Genomic DNA, 20,304 nt, shown 5'->3' on the forward strand with positions numbered 1-20,304 from the left:
GAAGTACGAACTCACTGCTGATGAATCTTTTGTGACATAAGTCACCAAATTTCAGCCTGGCGAGAAAAGATGTTTTGCGGATGGAAATAACCGGCGCATCACGCGCGCCGGACAGATCATTTTACGATGGTTTTCACACCGTCAGCGGTGCCGATCAGCGCGACATCCGCGCCACGGTCAGCAAACAAGCCAACAGTCACCACACCCGGCAGCGCATTGATGGTTTTTTCCAGCTCGCCAGGATTGAGAATACGCAGATTATGCACGTCGAGAATAATGTTGCCGTTGTCGGTAATGACGTTTTGACGATATTCCGGCAAGCCGCCGAGCTTGACTAATTCACGAGCCACAAACGAACGTGCCATGGGAATCACTTCAACCGGTAGCGGGAAGTGGCCCAACACATCAACTTCTTTCGAAGCATCGGCGATGCAGATGAATTTTTTCGCCACTGCCGCAACGATTTTCTCACGCGTCAGCGCTGCGCCGCCGCCCTTAATCATCTGCATCTGCGGATTAATTTCATCAGCACCATCCACGTAAATCGACAGCTCATCAATTTCGTTGAGATCGAAAACATGAATGCCTAACGCTTTCAGTTTTGCCGTTGACGCTTCCGAACTGGAAACCGCACCTTCAATCTGATTCTTCATGGTGCCAAGCGCATCAATGAAATGCGCTGCAGTTGATCCCGTGCCCACGCCGACAATTGTGCCTGGTTCTACGTACTGCAGCGCTGCCCAACCTACCGCTTTTTTCAGTTCATCCTGGGTCATGATATGTTTAAAACCTGTGCGACATCGAAGTGCGCGTAGTATAAAACAAGGCGCTGTAAAAAAGCGCGACTGTTAGACAGCCGATTTAACGCTTTGGAAGCCAGCCCGCAAAAAAGCGTCGCAGCACAATTTGACAGTTTTATGGCATAGTAATGTCCACCCTGAACGAGAGAGAACAACAATGAAACGCCCGGATTATCGAACGCTTCAGGCGCTGGATGCTGTGATTCGCGAGCGCGGCTTTGAGCGTGCCGCACAAAAACTCTGCATTACCCAATCTGCGGTTTCGCAGCGTATTAAACAGCTGGAAAATTTATTTGGTCAGCCGCTGCTGGTGCGTACCGTGCCGCCGCGTCCAACCGAGCAGGGTCAAAAACTGCTGGCGTTGTTGCATCAGGTTGAGCTGCTGGAAGAGGAGTGGCTGGGCGACGATAATGGCGGAACCACGCCGCTGCTGCTGTCGCTCGCGGTCAACGCCGATAGTCTCGCCACCTGGCTGCTCCCCGCGCTGAAGGATGTACTGGCCGATTCGCCGGTGCGCCTGAATTTGCAGGTAGAAGATGAAACCCGCACGCAGGAACGTCTGCGTCGCGGTGAAGTGGTTGGCGCGGTGAGTATCCAGCCGCAGCCATTGCCAAGCTGCTTAGTGGATCAATTGGGCGCGCTCGATTATCTGTTCTGTGCTTCACCTGATTTTGCTGCACGCTATTTTCCGAATGGCGTAACGCGCTCTGCGCTGCTGAAAGCGCCGGCAGTGGCGTTTGATCATCTGGATGATATGCATCAGGCGTTTTTGCAGCAGAATTTTGACCTATCACCGGGCAGCGTGCCCTGCCACATCGTTAACTCGTCAGAGGCCTTTGTGCAGCTGGCGCGTCAAGGTTCGGTGTGCTGTATGATTCCGCATTTGCAGATTGAGCGGGAATTGGCGCAAGGTGAGCTGGTGGATTTGACGCCAGGTTTATATCAGCGTCGTATGCTGTACTGGCATCGATTTGCCCCGGAAAGTCGCTTAATGCGCAGCGTAACCGACGCACTGATTGCGCACGGACATCGCGTGCTGCGTCAGGATGTTTTGCCTGCGTAATAATCGGGTCGCCATCATTGGCGACCCGCATAAACCTTACGGCGTATTCGGTTTAATTTCGAAGACCACATCCACCTGATCGTCAAAATGAATACTCTGCTGCTCGTAGGTTTGCTGCGCAGTGGTATCGGCTGGTGCAGCGGCGGCTTTATACATGCGCGCCATCGGCATCGGTTGATAGTTGGCAACGTGGTAGCGAATGCTGTAAACCGAACCTAACTTAGCGTTAAACCCTTCTGCCAGTGCGCTTGCCTGCTGTGTCGCATTGGCAATCGCCACTTTGCGCGCCTTCTCTTTGTAGCTGTCTGGATTCGCGACACCCAATTCTACCGAACGGATTTCATTCAGGCCGGATTTTAACGCACCATCCAGCAGCTCATTCAGCTTGTCCAGCTGACGTAACGTCACCTGTACCTGACGCTCTGCACGATAACCTTTTAGCACCGACTTACCTTCTTTGGTGTAATCGTACTCCGGCTGCGTGCTGAGGTTTGCCGCATCAATATCTTTTTTCTCGATACCGTTCTTTTGCAGGAAATCAAAATATTGCGCCACGCGGTCATCAGCTTGTTTTTTCGCTTCCGCCGCGTCTTTCGACGAAACATTCACCACAATAGCGAGCGTCGCGAGATCTGGCGTGGCATCAACGCTTGCCTGTCCAGAAGTCACCACATGCGGTCCATTCGGCAATTCGCCTGCCTGAACGAAACCGGACAGCGCGCCCGTGCTCATTACGGCGGCCAGCGCCAATGCTTTTAGTTTCACGAAAGTCCTCCTTGAGGGGTTCAATTTGCAGGTCGCCACTATGGCTAAACCCAAAACACATTACCATGCGTGATGCTCAGAGTTTTGAATCAACAAAAAGTTCGGGCACTCTGCTGTTTTTGCGTTGCCGCGATCGCAAATTTAGCTGCACAGATTCGCCAAAAAAACAGTTAAACGTTTCTATTAAAGAAACAAAACAGAGTTCGGGAGAGTGCAATATGACAGAACAGCCGCTCAGCCAAACTGCCACCAGCGTTCGCGCTGGACGCACGCGCTTTCTGATGCTCGGTCTGGTGTTTATAAACATCATTATCAACTATATGGATCGGACAAACTTGTCGGTTGCCGCGACGCAAATGGCAGGCGAATTACGCTTCACACCGATGGAGATGGGATTGATCTTCTCCGCATTTGGCTGGATCTACGCTGCTTTACAGATCCCCGGTGGATTTCTGATCGATCGGCTCGGCGCCCGCGTGGTGTATGGCGTGGGATTGTTCGCCTGGTCGTTAATCACCGCGTTGCATGCGCTTGCCAACAGTTTTGGTGCGCTGTTTGGTCTGCGACTCGGCGTGGGTGCGTTCGAAGCGCCAGTAATGCCGTCCAACAACCGGGTGATCTCCAGTTGGTTCCCGGAGCAGGAGCGCGCTACGGCTATCGGCATCTACTCTTCAGCGCAGTTTGTTGGTCTGGCCTGTATGACGCCGCTGCTGTTTCATCTGCAGGATGCGTTTGGCTGGCGCGGGCTGTTTTTGCTTACCGGCCTCGCGGGTATGGTGTGGGCGCTGGTGTGGTATTGGCTCTACCGCGAACCCAATCAGCATAAAGGTGTGTCCGAAGCTGAGCTCAACTATCTGCGTAACAACGGTGCGCTGCTGGAGAGCCGGCAAAACACACAGCAACCCAAAGCGCGCTGGAGCGACCTGGCGCAGATGTTCCGCAGCCGCAAACTGGTCGGCATCTATATTGGTCAGTTCACCATTTCTGCCACATTCTGGTTCTTTCTCACCTGGTTTCCGACCTATCTGGTGGAATATCGCCACATGGGTTTTATTAAGAGTGGTTATGTCGCTTCGGTGCCCTACTTCGCCGCCTTCTGCGGCGTGCTGCTGGCAGGATTCGCCTCGGATCGTATGATCCGTCGCGGTGTCTCCGCCAGCGTCGCGCGCAAGCTGCCGGTAATCCTCGGTCTGTTCCTGACGCTGTTTATCCTCGGCGCCAATTACACCAACGATTCCACACTCATCATTCTGTTTATGTCGCTAGCGTTCTTCGGCAACGGCCTGGCGACCATTACCTGGGTATTTGTGACGGCTCTGGCTCCGCGCCATTTAATTGGTCTGGCGGGCGGCGTATTTAACTTTACCGGTGCGCTGTCATCCATCGTTGTACCGATTGTGATTGGGGCGCTCATTGATGGCGACAACTTCGCTCCCGCCCTGGCATTTATCGCCGTACTGGCCGGGATTGGCATCTGCAGTTATCTGTTTATTGTCGGGAAAATCGATCATGTTAGCGCGGGCTAATCACAATTTGCGCCAGCGATTGCAGCTGTTGCAAACGCTGCGCGAGGTGCGCCTCATCGCCCTGCCAGATTTTGGCGAACGCCAATGCTGCACGGTTATTATCAATCGGCTGCGCCATGCTGATCTCACCGTCATCGCGATGCCAGATCAGAGAATCCCTGGCGCGTTTGCGCGCCAGCAGCGGGGCAATTTGCCGCCACTGTTCGTCGCTAAAACGCGGGCGCAGCGACTCATCACTCTCCGCCGCCAGCAGCGACACGCCAATGACCGATTGCCAAGCCGGCAACATGCGAAAACCCGCCAGCGCCTGGCTAGCGTTGATGCGCTCACCGGGTTCGGAGTGCCAGATGTAGATCACCTGATCTTCCCACAGCACGCCGAGCGCCACCACGATATCGCGCGGTGCATGGCGTTCCAGCTGCGGCAGCGCCTGTGCAAACAGCGAAGAACCGCGTATCGCCTGTGCCGCCAGCGCGTGAATGCCGGGGCCGGGCAGATAGCGGCGATGCTCATCCTGCGTTGTCAGTCCAATCGCCGCCATGGTCATCAGCAGACGATTGACGCGCGTACTGTTCATCCCCATCTGGCGCGCCAATTCACGACAACCTACGGCTTTATCACTGGACACCAGATATTGCAGGCAGCGAATACCGTCAATCAGGCTTTGGTTGGGTTGAGAAGACATAGATCACCTGCGGCGGGCAAAATCCAATCTTAGCCTTAGAGTCAGAGGAATGAAATGATGCAGACTTTCTCTTCACAAAATGTGCGCCACTTTCCGCAACAACGGCTACAAGCGGACTTACTGATCGCCGGGGGTGGGCTCGCGGGTGTGTGTGCCGCCCTGGCCGCTGCGCGCGATGGCCTTGACGTGGTGCTGATTCAGGATCGCCCGGTGTTAGGCGGCAACGCCTCAAGCGAAGTGCGTCTATGGGCCAACGGCGCCACCTCACACATGGGTAACAACAACCGTTGGGCGCGTGAAGGCGGCATTATGGGCGAAATCATGGAGGAGAATCTCTGGCGTAATAAAGAAGGCAATCCAGTGCTGTTTGATATGGTGCTGCTGGATCTCGTGCAATCACAACCCGGTCTCACGCTGTTGCTCAACACGGTTGTTACCGATATCGAAAAATCGGGCCGCCGCTTGCAGTCGGTACAGGCGTTTAATGCCATCAACCAAACGCGTTATCAGGTTTCGGCTCAACAGTTTATCGATGCCAGCGGCGACGGTGTGTTGGGCTATTTGGCCGGCGCAGCGCATCGCGTTGGGGCTGAGTCCGTGGAAGAGTTAGGTGAGAAGATGGCACCGGGCGAGAATTTCGGCCACAAACTCGGCCACTCCATTTACTTCTACACCCAGCGCGTAGCGCAACCGGTGCGTTTTATACCGCCCTCTTTCGCACTGAAAGAGATCACCGCCATTCCGCGCTATAAACGCCTCAGTTCGCAACTGAACGGCTGCGATTTATGGTGGCTGGAATGGGGCGGACGCCTTGATACCGTGCATGAGAGCGAAACCATCAAGTGGGAACTGTGGAAAATTGTTTGGGGCGTGTGGGATTACATCAAAAACTCTGGCGAATTCCCGGATGCCGACAACCTCACCATCGAATGGGTTGGCCTGATTCCTGGCAAGCGCGAGAGTCGGCGCTTTCTCGGCGATACGATGCTTTGCCAGCAGGACATTATCGAGCAGCGCGATCATTACGATGCCGTCGCTTATGGCGGCTGGTCGATTGATCTGCATCCAGCCGACGGTGTGTACAGCGAACACGATGGCTGCCGCCAGTTCCACAGCAAAGGCACCTACACCATTCCCTTCCGCGCGCTCTACAGTCAATCGCTGGACAATCTGTTCTTAACTGGTCGCCTGATCTCCGCGACACACGTCGCCTTCGGTAGCGCCCGTGTGATGTGTACCTGCGGTGTATTAGGCGAGGTGGTTGGACGTGCGGCCGCAATCTGCCAGCAACAGCAGCTAACACCCACCGAGCTGGCGCAGCCGGAACGCGTTGGACAGTTGCAGCAGCATTTGCTGCGCCAGGGTGCATTTATTCCGCGGCATCGGCTGTCGAATCCGGTGCGAAATGCGCATGTCACGGTAAGCAGCACTTTGCAGCTGCGCGACTTGCCCGCCGATGCCGGTTGGCAACCGCTGAAATCACGCTGTGCGCTGCTGCTGCCACTTAAAGCGGGTGAACGCTTACCCGCAATCAGCGTACAGCTACGCGTCACAAACGCGCAGAAAATGCAGGTATCGCTGCTCACCAGCGCTAATCCCGCCAATACCTGCGGCGACCGTCAACTCGCCTCGCAGACGGTCACGGTAGATCAACCGGGCACTTATCGTCTGAGCTTTGATTATCTTGCCGATTGCGATCGCTACGTGTTTATCGCCTTTGAGGACAACCCCGCAATTGAAGTCGCGTTGACCAGCCAGCGCTTGCCGGGCGTAATGATGGTTTTCAACAGTCTGAATCCGCGCGTGGCGAAACGCACACGTCAGATTAACGATGGCGATTACGGTGTTGATGAGTTTGATTTCTGGCTACCGCGCCGCGCGCCACAGCAGATTTTGCTGGCCTTTGCACTGGAGACGCCGCTGCAACTTTGGCACCGCGACTATCTGCTCAATGGCAGGTTACGTCCGGAACAGCACACCAACAGCTGGGTTCCGGCGCTGGATGATGCGCATCCCAGCGTGAGCTGGCAATGGACCGAGCCGCAGCAGGCACAACACCTCACCTTACTGTTCGATAATGACTTCGATCACGCGATGGAAACCGTGCAAATGGGCCATGCACAGGCGGTGACGCCACACTGCACCACGCATTATCGCCTGTGGCTGGATGAGAGGCTATTGGCTGAAGTGACGGAAAATCACCATTCGCTCTGTCATCACGTGGTGCCAGAAGGCGTGAGTTTTAGCCAGATTCGGCTGGAGTTGATCGCCAGTGCAGGCGCGCTGCCTGCACTGTACGGATTACATCTGCATTAGAGAGCGGCAATGCCCTGTCGTGCCAGCTGCATGGCGATAAACCACATCACGCCGCCAACCAGCAAATTGATGATGCGTTGTGCCCGCAGGGTGCGCAGCCGTGGTGACAGCCACGCCGCCAGCAATGCCAGGCCGAAGAACCAGATTATTGATGCGCTCACGGTGCCAAAGGCAAACCAACGGCGCGCGTCCGCTGATGGCAATTGGCTGCCGAGACTGCCGAGCACCACAAAGGTGTCGAGATAGACGTGCGGATTGAGCCAGGTGACCGCGAGAATGGTGGCGATGATGCGCCAGCGTCCTTGTTTTATCTCCGCATCAGAGGCCAGCGACACATCACCCTGCCACGCACTGCGCAGCGCGCCCCAGCCGTACCACAGCAGAAACGCCACGCCCGCCCAGGTTATCAGCATCAATAAAACCGGCGATTGATTAAGCAACGCGCTGCCGCCAAAAATCCCACCGCAGATCAGTGCAATATCGCTGAGGGTACATATTGATGCGGTCATCAGATGGTAATGGCGCTTAATACCCTGATTCATGACAAAAGCATTTTGCGGACCTAACGGCAGAATCAGCGCAGCGCCAAGGGCAAGCCCTTGTAAATAAACAGATAACACAGAGTGAATCCTGAAGCTATGAAAGATGCTGTGCAGTATAGAGAGGCAAAGATATTAGAGGAAATTGAAAGAATTAATTGGCTATTAGAGTAGCTAATAAAAAGGCACCCGCAGGTGCCTTTCTTTTTTATTCGGTGCGCGCGAGCTGTTGTTGCTCGCTCTTCACCTGATGCAGATGCACATCCATCTGCGGATAAGGAATGCCGATGCCGTTCGCATCCAGCGCACGCTTGAAGTTTTTCATCAGATCCCAGTAGACGTTTTGCAGATCGCTGCTTTTGCTCCAGCAACGCACCACAAAGTTAAGTGATGAGGCCGCCAATTCATTCAGGCCGATCTGCACGCCAAGGTCTTGCAGCACGCGATCGTCCGCATCAACCACTTCACGTAACAGGCTAATGACCTGATCGACATCCGCATCGTAAGCCACGCCAATAATAAACTCGTTACGACGGATGGGTTCGCGTGAGTAGTTAACGATGTTTCCGGCAATAATTTTACCGTTTGGCACCACCACAATTTTGCCATCAGCACTTTTCAACGTGGTGGAGAAAATCTGTACGTTCTGCACGGTACCCATTACGCCGCCGAGATCGACAAACTCACCGGTTTTGAATGGACGGAAGGTCACCAGCAGCACGCCAGCCGCGAGGTTCGACAGCGAACCCTGCAACGCCAAACCCACCGCTAAACCGGCGGCACCCAGCACGGCGATCACCGAAGCGGTCTGCACCCCGACTCGTCCCAGTGCGGCAATGATAGTGAAGGCGATAACGCCGTAGCGCACCATCGCAGAGAGGAAATCCGCGACGGTGGCATCAATGTGACGTGCCAACAGTACGCGGTTAATCGCATTAGAGATGATGCGAGCGATGAACATACCGATGATGATGGTAATAATCGCCGCCACAATATTCACCGCATAGCTCAGGATCAGCGCCTGATTGCGTACCAGCCATCCACCAGCACTGTTAATGCCATCAACGACATTTAAGTCTTCCATTTGTAAGCCCTGTTATTGAGTTTCCCGCGGGAAAATGCAAAAAACTGCCAGATTGACTCCGACACTCCGAATACAAGGGTAAACAAAAATAAGGCGAAGCGCCAAAATTGGCCTGAATTCGTGGGATTTTCCGGATGAGACGCATAAAAAAAAGGCCCTTTCGGGCCTTTTTTGTACTGTAAGGAAAAATTACAGTACGTCGACAGCGTTAAGCTCTTTGAAAGCTTGTTCCAGGCGAACAACCATTGAAGCCTGAGCAGAACGCAGCCAAACGCGTGGATCGTAGTATTTCTTGTTCGGGCTATCTACGCCGTTCGGGTTGCCCAGCTGAGCTTGCAGATAGTCTTCGTTCTTTTTGTAGTACTGCAGAATACCGTCCCATGTTGCCCATTGGGTGTCGGTATCGATGTTCATCTTGATTACGCCGTAACCAATAGACTCTTCGATTTCTGCAGCAGAAGAACCGGAACCACCGTGGAACACGAAGTCCAGCGCGTTGTGCGGCAGATTGTGTTTCTTAGTCACGTATTCCTGAGAATCACGCAGGATGGTCGGGGTCAGTTTCACGTTGCCTGGCTTGTACACGCCGTGCACGTTACCGAATGAAGCGGCAATGGTGAAACGTGGGCTGATTTTGCTCAGCTCGGTGTACGCGTAATCAACGTCTTCTGGCTGGGTGTACAGCGCAGATGCGTCCATGTGGCTGTTGTCCACGCCGTCTTCTTCGCCGCCGGTGCAACCCAGTTCGATTTCCAGCGTCATATCCAATTTAGCCATGCGCGCCAGGTACTTAGAAGAGATCTCGATATTCTCTTCCAGTGACTCTTCAGACAGGTCAATCATGTGAGAAGAGAACAGCGGCTTGCCGGTTTTCTTAAAGTGCTCTTCACCCGCGTCCAGCAGACCGTCGATCCACGGCAGCAGTTTCTTGGCGCAGTGGTCGGTGTGCAGAATGACTGGCACGCCATACTGTTCAGCCATCAGATGCACATGGTAAGCACCGGCGATAGCACCGAAGATTGCTGCGCCCTGTGGTTTGTCGGTTTTGAAGCCTTTACCGGCGATGAAGGCAGCACCACCATTGGAGAACTGAACGATGACCGGCGCTTTCACCTTGGCCGCAGCTTCCAATACTGCATTGATGGAGTCCGTGCCGACGCAGTTAACTGCTGGCAGAGCGAATTTGTTCTCTTTCGCTACCTGGAAAATTTTCTGAACGTCGTCACCAGTGACAACGCCGGGTTTTACGAAATCAAAAATTTTAGACATGGTTGTGTCCCGTTTCGTTACCGTTCATCCCCAACAGGGGATTGCGATTTGATTGCCCAACACAGGGCAAGCTTTCAGGCGACGCCAAAGCGCCGCCCCCAAAGAGTTACTGCTTAGCGCGCTCTTCCAGCATAGCAACTGCTGGCAGTTTTTTGCCTTCCACGAATTCGAGGAATGCGCCGCCGCCGGTAGAGATATAAGAGATCTTATCTTCGATACCGAACAGATCGATAGCAGCCAGGGTATCGCCGCCACCCGCAACAGAGAACGCATCGCTATCGGCGATAGCATTCGCCACAATTTCGGTGCCTTTACGGAAGTTCGGGAACTCGAACACGCCAACCGGACCGTTCCACAGAATGGTTTTTGCGCCTTTCAGGATGGCAGCCATTGCCTGAGCGGTTTCGTCACCGAAGTCCATAATCTCTTCGTTATCCGCTACTTCGGAAACCTTTTTCACGGTTGCCGGTGCAGTTTCAGAGAATTCCGTGCCTACGCGAGAATCGGTAGGAACCGGAATGCCGTGCTCATCACGCAGCTTTTTCGCGGCTTCAACGAAGTCTGGCTCGTACAGAGATTTACCGACGTTATTGTCGATAGCCACGAAGGTGTTCGCGATACCGCCGCCGACGATTACGGTGTCAGCAATCTTCACCAGCGACTGCAGGACATCAAATTTGGTAGAGACTTTAGAACCGCCAACCACAGCAACCAGCGGACGTTCTGGGTTGCTCATCACTTTACCCAGCGCTTCCAGCTCAGCTGACAACAGCGGACCGGCACAGGCGATAGGAGCGAATTTGGCCACGCCATGGGTAGACGCCTGAGCGCGGTGCGCAGTACCGAAGGCATCCATTACGAAGACGTCGCACAGTGCAGCATATTTCTTCGACAGGCCTTCTTCGTCTTTCTTCTCGCCTTTGTTAAAGCGCACGTTTTCCAGCACCACCAGTTCGCCAGCGCCCACTTCCACGCCGTCGAGGTACTCTTTCGCCAGGGTCACGTTGGTGCCGTTCAGTTTTTCTTTCAGGTAGTTAACAACCGGCAGCAGGGAGAACTCTTCGTTGTATTCACCTTCGGTCGGACGACCCAGGTGAGAGGTAACCATCACTTTCGCGCCCTGTTTCAACGCCGCTTCGATGGTAGGCAGAGAAGCACGAATACGTGCATCTGACGTCACTTTCCCTTCTTTCACTGGCACGTTGAGATCGGCACGGATCAGAACGCGTTTACCAGCAAGATCCAGATCGGTCATCTTAATTACAGACATGGTGAACCCTCTCGTTGACTCTCATAAGTTTTGCCAGACGCAGTCCGCGTCTTACCTGAAACCGCTTGCGGCCATTGCTAACGTGGTGTCGATCATACGGTTAGCAAAGCCCCATTCGTTGTCACACCAAACCAGCGTTTTGATAAGGTGATGACCACTGACCCGCGTTTGCGTGCCATCGACTATGGCACTGTGCGGATCATGGTTAAAATCTACTGAGACTAACGGTAATTCCGTATAGTCAACTATACCACGAAACGCCCCTTCTGACGCGTTTTGCAGCAACGTATTGACCTCACACGCCTTCACCGCTTCGCGCACAGACACGCTCAAATCAATGGCTGTCACGTTGATAGTAGGCACGCGCACGGCAATCGCTTCAAAGCGATCGTTAAATTTCGGAAAAATACGGGTAATGCCAGCAGCAAGACGCGTATCTACCGGAATGATCGATTGGCTGGCAGCGCGCGTACGGCGCAAGTCGCTGTGATAAGCGTCAATCACCTGTTGATCGTGCATCGCCGAGTGAATGGTGGTCACAGTGCCCGACTCAATGCCAAAGGCGTCATCCAGCAACTTGATCACCGGGATAATGCAGTTGGTGGTGCAGGATGCGTTGGAGACAATGCAGTCAGTTTGTTTAAGAGCTTGTTCGTTTACGCCGAACACGACGGTGGCATCGAGATCGTTGCCGCCCGGATGCGAGAACAACACTTTCTTCGCACCCGCCTGCAAATGGGCTTCGCCATCAGCACGACTGCCGTACACGCCGGTACAATCCAGCACGATATCGACATTCAGTTCGCGCCACGGCAGCACATCAATTTCCGCCTGATGCAGGATGCGAATGGTGTCGTCGCCAACAAACAGCAGATCGCGTTCCTGGCGCACATCAAGGGCAAAACGTCCGTGGCTGGTGTCGTACTTCAGCAGATGCGCCATACCGGCGGCGTCTGCCAATTCGTTAATGGCGACCACGGTGATTTCAGCCCGGCGACCGGTTTCATACAGGGCACGTAATACGTTACGCCCGATACGACCAAAACCATTTATTGCTACGCGAACGGTCATCTCTACCTTCAACAACACCAGAAAAACGTGCCGATTAGCCTGAGCGTTTCACACCTTTTTGTACAGGGAATTATTACCTGTACACTCCGGAAAGCCACACGGTCTCGCTCACGACTGAAACGGTTCAGCTAGAGTAATGCAAGAGAGGAATAACGGGAATGATTGCGATCAAATGAGTGGCAGAATATTGGATCTGCGTCACAAATTTTGCCTTGATGAATTATTACTACAGGAATAATTGAACCGTTTCAGGTCAGATACCCGTGCACTGCAGATGTGCGCGATGAATCGCGCCGCTACAGGCGGTGCATAACCGGTAGCGGCGCAATTTATTGCGCAAAAATTACAGAATCGATTTCGCCGTTTTAACCACGTTCTCAACGGTGAAGCCAAACTCTTTGAACAGCTGATCCGCCGGCGCTGACTCACCGAAGGTGGTCATGCCGACGATCGCGCCGTTCAGGCCGGTGTATTTGGACCAGTAATCTGCGATACCCGCTTCAATCGCCACGCGCGCCGCCACCGCTTTCGGCAGCACGGATTCACGGTACGCCGCGTCCTGCTTGTCGAAGGCGTCGGTGGAAGGCATGGAGACCACGCGCACCTTGCGGCCTTCTGCCGTCAGCTGCTCGTAAGCGCTCACCGCCAGTTCCACTTCCGAACCGGTGGCGATCAGGATCAGCTCCGGCGTGCCGCTGCTGTCCTTCAGCACGTAACCGCCGCGCGCCACGTTAGCCAGCTGCTCAGCGGTACGATCCTGCTGCGCCAGGTTCTGACGCGAGAAGATCAGCGCCGACGGGCCGTCAACGCGTTCGATGGCGTATTTCCACGCCACCGCCGATTCAACCTGGTCGCACGGGCGCCAAAGGCTCATGTTTGGCGTCACGCGCAGGCTGGCCATCTGCTCAACCGGCTGGTGCGTCGGGCCATCTTCGCCCAGACCAATGGAGTCGTGGGTGTAGACCATAATCTGACGGATTTTCATCAGCGCGGCCATGCGTGCGGCGTTGCGCGCGTACTCGACGAACATCAGGAAGGTGGCGGTGTACGGCAGGAAGCCGCCGTGCAGCGCCAGACCGTTGGCAATCGCGGTCATACCGAACTCGCGCACGCCGTAATGGATGTAGTTGCCCGCCGCGTCTTCGTTGATTGGCTTCGAGCCGGACCACATGGTGAGGTTGCTTGGCGCAAGGTCAGCGGAGCCGCCCAGGTATTCCGGCAGGATTTTACCAAAGGCTTCGATGGCGTTCTGCGAGGCTTTACGGCTGGCGATTTTCGCCGGGTTGGCCTGCAGCTGCTCAATGAACTTCTGCGACTCGCTGGCCCAGTTTTCTGGCAGCGCGTTGTTGACGCGACGCTTGAACTCCGCGGCCAGCGCCGGATGCGCAGCGGCGTAGGCGGCAAACTTTTTGTCCCACGCGGACTCTTTCGCCTGGCCGGCTTCTTTGGCGTCCCACTGCGCGTAGATGTCGGAAGGAATTTCAAACGGACCGTGGTTCCAGCCCAGCTGCTTGCGGGTCAGCGCGATTTCATCGGCACCCAGCGGCGCGCCGTGCGAATCGTGCGTACCGGCTTTGTTCGGCGAGCCGAAGCCAATCACGGTTTTGCACATCAGCAGTGAAGGCTTATCGGACACCGCTTTGGCTTCTTCAACGGCTTTCCTGATGGCTTCTGCATCGTGACCGTCCACGCCGCGCACCACGTGCCAGCCGTAGGCTTCAAAGCGTTTGGCGGTGTCGTCGGTGAACCAGCCGTCGACGTGACCGTCGATGGAGATGCCGTTGTCGTCATAGAAGGCCACCAGTTTGCCCAGCTTCAGGGTGCCGGCGATGGAGCACACCTCGTGCGAGATGCCTTCCATCATGCAGCCGTCGCCCATAAACACGTAGGTGTTATGGTCTACGATGTCATGACCCGGACGGTTGAACTGCGCCGCCAGCGTGCGCTCAGCGATGGCGAAACCGACCGCGTTAGCGATGCCCTGACCCAGCGGGCCGGTGGTAGTTTCAACGCCCGCGGTGTAGCCGTATTCCGGGTGGCCTGGAGTTTTAGAGTGCAGCTGACGGAAGTTCTGCAGTTCGCTCATTGGCAGATTGTAGCCGGTGAGGTGCAGCAGGCTGTAAATCAGCATTGAGCCGTGACCGTTCGACAGCACGAAGCGGTCGCGATCTGCCCACAGCGGGTTAGTAGGGTTATGGTTCAGGAAGTCACGCCATAGCACTTCGGCGATGTCCGCCATGCCCATCGGGGCACCCGGATGTCCCGAATTGGCTTTCTGTACTGCATCCATACTTAACGCGCGAATGGCGTTGGCAAGCTCTTTACGAGAGGGCATCTTCTACTCCAGGTCGGATTAATGCTCCGCCACGCTTAACTTATTGTAATTAATCAGTTATAAGGCGAAGCGAGAAAAAAGTCGCACATCAATGTACATGAACATAAGGGCAAAAGTACATGCATCAGGGTGCTAAATAGCGGGTAAACGGTTGCATTTCCGGGCTTGTCTGCTAGCCATTGCACAATATGCGAGCTATAACCAAAGCGTTTAAACATCTGCGACTGTTTCAGGTGTTTGTTTTCTTTACCTTGTTACCTAAAGGATGCTGATATGAAAATGAGAGCCACCATCGTTGCTCTGGGAATGGCTTCGCTACTTAGCGGCTGTGAAGGAATGGATAATAACGCGCTGCTGCAATCCGGTGCGCAGGCTTACCAGGCCTATGCATTAAATGACTCACAGGTGAAGGCGTTAAGCGACCAATCCTGTGCGCAGATGGACAAAGATAATCAGGTTGCTCCCGCCAACAGTGAATATCAGCAGCGCCTGAATAAAATCGCCGCTGCACTGGGCGACAACATTAATGGCGTACCCGCCAACTACAAGGTGTATCAAACCAAAGACGTTAATGCGTGGGCGATGGCAAATGGCTGTATCCGCGTCTATAGCGGTTTAATGGATATGATGACCGACAACGAAGTGGAAGGCGTACTCGGCCATGAAATGGGGCACGTTGCGCTAGGACACACGCGAAAAGCGATGCAGGTGGCACTTACCACCACCGCGACACGCACTGCAGCAGCATCCGTTGGCGGCGTGATTGGCTCGCTGTCGCAGTCGCAGTTGGGTGAAATGGGTGAGAAATTAGTGAATGCGCAATTCTCGCAAACTCAGGAATCACAGGCCGATGATTACTCCTTCGATCTGCTGAAAAAGCGCGGCATCGATCCTATGGGGTTAGCGACCAGCTTTGAGAAGCTCGCAAAACTGGAACAGGGCCGTCAGAGTTCGATGTTTGATTCACACCCGGATTCTGAAGCGCGCGCGCAGCACATTCGTGAACGTATTGCCGCAGACGGGAAGTAAATAGTGCTCGCGGTCCCCCATCCCGGCCTTCCCCTGTTAACGGGAGAGGACCGAGGTGGGGGGCAGCCAGCAAAGAACCATTAACGCTTAAACAACCCATCCACCATTGCACCCAGATCCTGGGTGTTCGATGTCTCGATGTGGCCTTGCGGCGACAGCTTATCAATCACCTGCGGCAACAAAGTGGCCAGCGTACCGGAAGCACCCTGCACATCGGTACCGAGCTTATCTGCCAGCGACTGCAGCTGATCCTGCCCAAGTGCGTTTTGGATGTCGCCGCCACCAATCGACTGATTGTCACCGCTCCCAATCCAGGTATTCAGCACCTGCCCCAGTCCGCCCTGCTGAAATTTTTGTAGCAGAACCTCAACGCCGCCTTGCTCCTGCACCCAATTCCAGATAGCCATCAATTGTTGGATTTGATTGCCCTGCCCGCTTCCGTTGCTATTTCCTAGCGATCCGACTAAATCGTCCAGTAAGCCCATAGTAGCCTCCGCAGATTAAATAAACGCCAGTAAGTGTAGCCGCAGTCAACAGGATTAACCTTTATTTGCCGCCTGCACGTGCAGCATGTCCAGCGCCAGCGTGGCTGCAGCCAGCGACGTAAGATCGGCGTGATCGTAACCTGGCGCCACTTCAACCAGGTCCATGCCGACGATGTTCATGCCCTGCAAACCGCGAATCAGCTTGGTCGCTTTATCGCTGCTCAGGCCACCAATCACCGGCGTACCGGTGCCCGGCGCGTGTGCGGGATCAAGGCAGTCGATATCAAAGGTCAGGTACACCGGCAGATCGCCGACGGTGCGCTTCACTTCCGCCAGGATATCGTCGACGCTGCGATCGTTGACCTGCGCCGCATCCAGCACGTTGAAACCCAGGCTCTTATCGAACTCGGTACGAATGCCGATCTGCACAGAGTGCTGCGGATCAATCAAACCTTCTTTCGGCGCGGTGAAGAACATGGTGCCGTGATCGAACGTTGGGCCGTTGGAATAGGTGTCGGTATGCGCATCGAAGTGGACCAGCGCCATTTTGCCAAAGTGCTTAGCGTGCGCACGCAGCAATGGCAACGTCACATAATGATCGCCACCAAAGGTCAGCATACGTTTGCCGTTAGCCAATAGTTTTTCAGCATGCGCCTGCAGTTTGTCCGACAGATCCTGTGAATCACCGAAGGCGTAAACCAGATCGCCGCAGTCCACGACGTTCAGACGCTGACGCAGATCGAAGTCCCACGGCCAACGGCAGCCTTCCCACGCCAGGTTGGTCGAGATTTGACGAATCGCGCCCGGCCCTAAGCGGCTGCCCGGACGACCCGACGTCGCCGCATCAAAAGGAACGCCAGTGATGACCCACTCAGCGTCGCTATCGTAAGGCTGGAAATTAAGCGGGAAGCGCATGAAACCGAAGGCGTTAGAAACCAGGGAGTTATCGTATTGATTGCCCAGGGTGTTATACATAATTCGTCCTCATTAAGGCGGTAATCGTTTCACCAGTTTAGGGTAAAAATAAAAAATCCCCTCCGCGTCGTTAACCCGACGAGGAAGGGATGGGTTGTGGAGATTATCGCGGAGATTTCAGCCCCCTGCAATCAGCGTTCGTTTTTCAGTCAGTAAATATACGCCGGTAAAATAACGTTAACTTTGGCCTTAAAAACATGAATAAATTTAATTAACAAACCGTCAGCCATAAATAAATTAAGCCATTTCTTAAATAATAAAAAGAATTAATAAGGTAAATACGTCAAATAAAAAACAAAACTTAAATCTATCAAGTGAATTAAATTGATAGCCAAAAACACTTAGTATTATTAAATACCATTATGTAACGTTATTTAAATAAAACAGGAAGGGATTTTTAGGTGTCAGGAAATGATGTTCACCGCCACTCGAGACCATGCTTTAAGAATCATCTGGTTGTGAGTAGGTTTGTGATTTATTTTTCCTCTACACATTTTACTCCTTTAAAAGTGAGATGAAGGCACCTCTTCTCTTACAGCCCTCTTAATATTTTTTCCAACATTACTGCCGCATTGTACTCAGCACATTGGTATCTGTTAAGCCAGGGGCGGTAGCGTGCAAATTATTTTATTTAGCCGATGAGAGAGTCAATGAGTAGAAGCGGATATGATGTGCAGAAATCTGCCATTAATGCATTGTTTTTTAGGGAAATACGCACGCGATTCGGCAAGTATCGCCTGGGATATCTATGGGCAGTATTGGAACCTTCAGCGCATTTACTTGTGCTACTGTTTTTTTTTGGTTTTATCATGCATCGCACCATGCCAGACATTTCATTCCCGCTTTTTTTACTGAATGGTATTATCCCCTACTTTATTTTCTCTAACATCACCCAGCGTTCGATAGGTGCAATAGAGGCTAATCAGGGATTATTCAACTATCGCCCGATAAAACCCATCGATACGATTATCGCCAGAGCTAAGTTAGAAACGGTTATTTACCTCGTGGTTTATATCATTTTAATGATTGTTGTGGGAATGACAGGAGAAACCATCACCCTTAATAATGTGCTGAAATTGGTTTTTGCGTGGGGATTGCTAATCCTGTTCTCATGCGGGATAGGGATGATATTTATGGTCACAGGACACTCTATCCCAGAAGCACAGAAGCTTTTCCCCATTGTGCTAAAACCACTCTACTTTATTTCAGGAATTATGTTTCCGTTACACGCTATTCCTAAAGAGTATTGGCCCTACTTGCTGTGGAATCCGATTCTTCACGCGGTGGAACTGAGTCGGGAAGCTGTTGTAGTGGGCTATGTCAGTGATGGCGTGAGCCTGGAATATCTGGCAATTGTTACCCTGGCCACACTCTTTATCGGCCTGGCAATATATCGCACCCGTGAAGAGGCAATGATGACATCATGATCAAGATCGAAAACCTCACCAAGTCTTATCGCACGCCAGCTGAAAGACACTATGTATTTAGAGATCTCAATCTGCACCTGCCGAGTGGTAAAAGCGTTGCAATAATTGGACGCAACGGTGCCGGCAAATCAACCTTGCTGCGGATGATCGGTGGCATTGATCAACCCGACAGCGGTTTAATTACCACAGATAATACGATCTCCTGGCCAGTAGGATTGTCGGGAGGATTTCAAGGCAGCTTGAGTGGCCGTGAAAATGTGAAGTTTGTCGCCAGGCTCTATGCCAAAAAAGATCAGCTAAAAGAAAAAATCGCCTTTGTAGAGCAGTTTGCCGAGCTCGGCAAATATTTTGATATGCCCATTAAAAATTACTCCTCTGGCATGAAATCACGTTTGGGTTTTGGACTCAGCATGGCTTTCAAATTTGACTATTACCTGGTTGATGAAGTCACGGCGGTGGGTGATGCAAGATTTAGAGCCAAATGCGCGAATTTATTCAATACACGGCATGCTGAATCGAGCTTCCTGATGGTCTCACACAATCTCAACTCATTAAAAAAATTTTGTGATATGGCCATTTACATTGGCAGAGACAACAAGGTTCTCCTCTTCGAAGATATTGACGAAGCCATCGACCAATATAGCCATGAATGGAAAAGTTAAGGAAATGGCAGCAAACTTAACAGCCCTTATTCCTATTGATCTGAAAAGACGTTCAAGAGACATAATAAATAAAGCCGTATTCATCGCGTTTAATGCCGAGAAATCAAATGTAAAAGTCATTTTTGGGCATAACAATAGAAACGCCCGGCAAGATAAAATATTTATAAAAAAAATAAAAAAATACAGCAATGTAATAATCTCATCGTTAAAGAGCAAATCTGAGGTTATTAATGTATCACAATTGAGAAACCTGGCTTTTGAGCAGGTCGATACAGACATGATTGTATTGCTTGACGTTGATATCTTCCCTGATTTTTCGTTGTTTACCAGTTGCGCAACTGAAATAATTAATAAATCAACGCCTTTTCATATTCTTCCCTGTCTCTACTTAACAAAATATGGTACTGACTATCTCAGGAAAAAAACAAGTATTGAAGCGATTAAAGAAAAATACTTTTCTTTTTCGCGTAAGGAATTTTTGCACCTGGCATGTCCATCATCAATCGTGGTGATGAAATCTGAGGATTATCGGGAGATAACGGGGTTTAATCCCGCGTTCAACGGCCACGGTTATGAAGATTTTGACTTTCTACTCAGATTGGCTGAGCGCTATAACATGATAAATAAAAGTGCTGATTTTTTGCTAGAGACGTCACATCGCTCTCCACTTTTATCAACAGGCTTTAGAAAAGAGTTGGGGATGCATTGCATAAACGCGCTGATTGAGAAAAAAATGGCATTCCATCTTTATCATGCAAAAGATAATGAAGAGAACTATTACCAACGTAGAAAGATAAATTATCAACTTTTTTCTAAACTACACCAACATAACGTTAGCGTGGACGAACACTATTCATCGAGTTTGCTGGAAGAATTCATCCGGATATGTAAGGACAAAAAAGTAAACTATCAAACATATTCGATCTACTTCGACAATAAACCCGGACATCTGGATAGAACGGACACATTAAAACGTCGCATTAAGTTAATATTTAATTTTTAA

18 protein-coding genes are annotated in these 20,304 nt (G+C 52.4%); 7 read left to right on the forward strand and 11 right to left on the reverse strand.

Going from position 1 to position 20,304, the window contains the following annotated elements:
- Window positions 1–116 precede the first annotated feature (116 nt).
- Window positions 117–776, reverse strand: a complete 660-nt coding sequence (gene rpiA / locus AC6I8K_RS15205) for a ribose-5-phosphate isomerase RpiA (protein WP_483816090.1) — start codon at window positions 774–776, stop codon at window positions 117–119.
- A 181-nt stretch (window positions 777–957) separates the two neighbouring features.
- On the opposite strand from rpiA, the gene AC6I8K_RS15210 reads away from it, so the two are divergent.
- The gene (locus AC6I8K_RS15210; protein WP_007890292.1) at window positions 958–1,863 is read left to right on the forward strand and encodes a LysR family transcriptional regulator ArgP; all 906 of its coding nucleotides are present in this window, start codon (window positions 958–960) and stop codon (window positions 1,861–1,863) included.
- A gap of 36 nt (window positions 1,864–1,899) precedes the next feature.
- On the opposite strand, the gene AC6I8K_RS15215 is transcribed toward AC6I8K_RS15210, so the two are convergent.
- A complete protein-coding gene (locus AC6I8K_RS15215; protein WP_064738112.1) occupies window positions 1,900–2,628 on the reverse strand; it encodes an oxidative stress defense protein in 729 nt (242 codons plus the stop codon).
- Between the two features lie 218 nt (window positions 2,629–2,846).
- Here AC6I8K_RS15215 and AC6I8K_RS15220 point away from each other — a divergent pair, with 218 nt between their 5' ends.
- Window positions 2,847–4,154 (forward strand): MFS transporter, encoded by a 1,308-nt coding sequence (locus AC6I8K_RS15220; protein WP_483816091.1) that lies wholly within the window; start codon window positions 2,847–2,849, stop codon window positions 4,152–4,154.
- Here the strand turns inward: AC6I8K_RS15220 and AC6I8K_RS15225 are convergent.
- Entirely contained in the window at window positions 4,141–4,839 is a 699-nt protein-coding gene (locus tag AC6I8K_RS15225) for an IclR family transcriptional regulator (RefSeq protein WP_483816092.1), read from the reverse strand. The genes AC6I8K_RS15220 and AC6I8K_RS15225 overlap by 14 nt on opposite strands.
- 57 nt (window positions 4,840–4,896) lie before the next feature.
- Here AC6I8K_RS15225 and AC6I8K_RS15230 point away from each other — a divergent pair, with 57 nt between their 5' ends.
- Window positions 4,897–7,155 carry an FAD-dependent oxidoreductase gene (locus tag AC6I8K_RS15230; protein ID WP_497827256.1) on the forward strand — a complete coding sequence of 753 codons (2,259 nt, stop codon included), beginning with the start codon at window positions 4,897–4,899 and terminating at the stop codon, window positions 7,153–7,155.
- Here AC6I8K_RS15230 and argO read toward each other — a convergent pair.
- The 6 genes from argO to tkt form a co-directional block, all read right to left on the reverse strand.
- Window positions 7,152–7,775 carry an arginine exporter ArgO gene (argO, locus tag AC6I8K_RS15235; protein ID WP_497826992.1) on the reverse strand — a complete coding sequence of 208 codons (624 nt, stop codon included), beginning with the start codon at window positions 7,773–7,775 and terminating at the stop codon, window positions 7,152–7,154. The genes AC6I8K_RS15230 and argO overlap by 4 nt on opposite strands.
- Window positions 7,776–7,902: 127 nt before the next feature.
- Complete coding sequence (mscS, locus tag AC6I8K_RS15240; protein WP_064738115.1) at window positions 7,903–8,778, reverse strand: small-conductance mechanosensitive channel MscS; 876 nt, start codon at window positions 8,776–8,778, stop codon at window positions 7,903–7,905.
- 189 nt (window positions 8,779–8,967) lie between these two features.
- A complete protein-coding gene (gene fbaA, locus AC6I8K_RS15245; protein ID WP_007890299.1) occupies window positions 8,968–10,047 on the reverse strand; it encodes a class II fructose-bisphosphate aldolase in 1,080 nt (359 codons plus the stop codon).
- A gap of 106 nt (window positions 10,048–10,153) precedes the next feature.
- Window positions 10,154–11,317 (reverse strand): phosphoglycerate kinase, encoded by a 1,164-nt coding sequence (gene pgk, locus AC6I8K_RS15250; RefSeq protein ID WP_483816094.1) that lies wholly within the window; start codon window positions 11,315–11,317, stop codon window positions 10,154–10,156.
- Between the two features lie 51 nt (window positions 11,318–11,368).
- Entirely contained in the window at window positions 11,369–12,388 is a 1,020-nt protein-coding gene (epd, locus tag AC6I8K_RS15255; RefSeq protein ID WP_497826993.1) for an erythrose-4-phosphate dehydrogenase, read from the reverse strand.
- 343 nt (window positions 12,389–12,731) lie between these two features.
- On the reverse strand, window positions 12,732–14,723 hold the full coding sequence (tkt, locus tag AC6I8K_RS15260) for a transketolase (RefSeq protein WP_497826994.1): 1,992 nt from the start codon (window positions 14,721–14,723) through the stop codon (window positions 12,732–12,734).
- 273 nt (window positions 14,724–14,996) lie between these two features.
- On the opposite strand from tkt, the gene loiP reads away from it, so the two are divergent.
- A complete protein-coding gene (loiP, locus tag AC6I8K_RS15265; RefSeq protein WP_064738630.1) occupies window positions 14,997–15,752 on the forward strand; it encodes a metalloprotease LoiP in 756 nt (251 codons plus the stop codon).
- A gap of 80 nt (window positions 15,753–15,832) precedes the next feature.
- On the opposite strand, the gene AC6I8K_RS15270 is transcribed toward loiP, so the two are convergent.
- Both AC6I8K_RS15270 and speB read right to left on the reverse strand, forming a co-directional pair.
- Window positions 15,833–16,237 (reverse strand): YidB family protein, encoded by a 405-nt coding sequence (locus tag AC6I8K_RS15270; protein ID WP_064738629.1) that lies wholly within the window; start codon window positions 16,235–16,237, stop codon window positions 15,833–15,835.
- A 54-nt stretch (window positions 16,238–16,291) separates the two neighbouring features.
- On the reverse strand, window positions 16,292–17,212 hold the full coding sequence (gene speB / locus AC6I8K_RS15275) for an agmatinase (RefSeq protein ID WP_007890305.1): 921 nt from the start codon (window positions 17,210–17,212) through the stop codon (window positions 16,292–16,294).
- Between the two features lie 650 nt (window positions 17,213–17,862).
- On the opposite strand from speB, the gene AC6I8K_RS15280 reads away from it, so the two are divergent.
- From AC6I8K_RS15280 to AC6I8K_RS15290, 3 genes are read left to right on the forward strand one after another with little or no spacing between them, the layout of a single operon-like run.
- Window positions 17,863–18,639, forward strand: a complete 777-nt coding sequence (locus tag AC6I8K_RS15280; protein ID WP_497826995.1) for an ABC transporter permease — start codon at window positions 17,863–17,865, stop codon at window positions 18,637–18,639.
- Window positions 18,636–19,301 (forward strand): ABC transporter ATP-binding protein, encoded by a 666-nt coding sequence (locus AC6I8K_RS15285; protein ID WP_497826996.1) that lies wholly within the window; start codon window positions 18,636–18,638, stop codon window positions 19,299–19,301. The genes AC6I8K_RS15280 and AC6I8K_RS15285 overlap by 4 nt, the downstream gene beginning before the upstream one ends.
- A gap of 4 nt (window positions 19,302–19,305) precedes the next feature.
- The gene (locus AC6I8K_RS15290; protein WP_497826997.1) at window positions 19,306–20,304 is read left to right on the forward strand and encodes a galactosyltransferase-related protein; all 999 of its coding nucleotides are present in this window, start codon (window positions 19,306–19,308) and stop codon (window positions 20,302–20,304) included.

The sequence above is a fragment of the Pantoea sp. X-Soil-ISGK-421 genome (genome assembly GCF_059730785.1).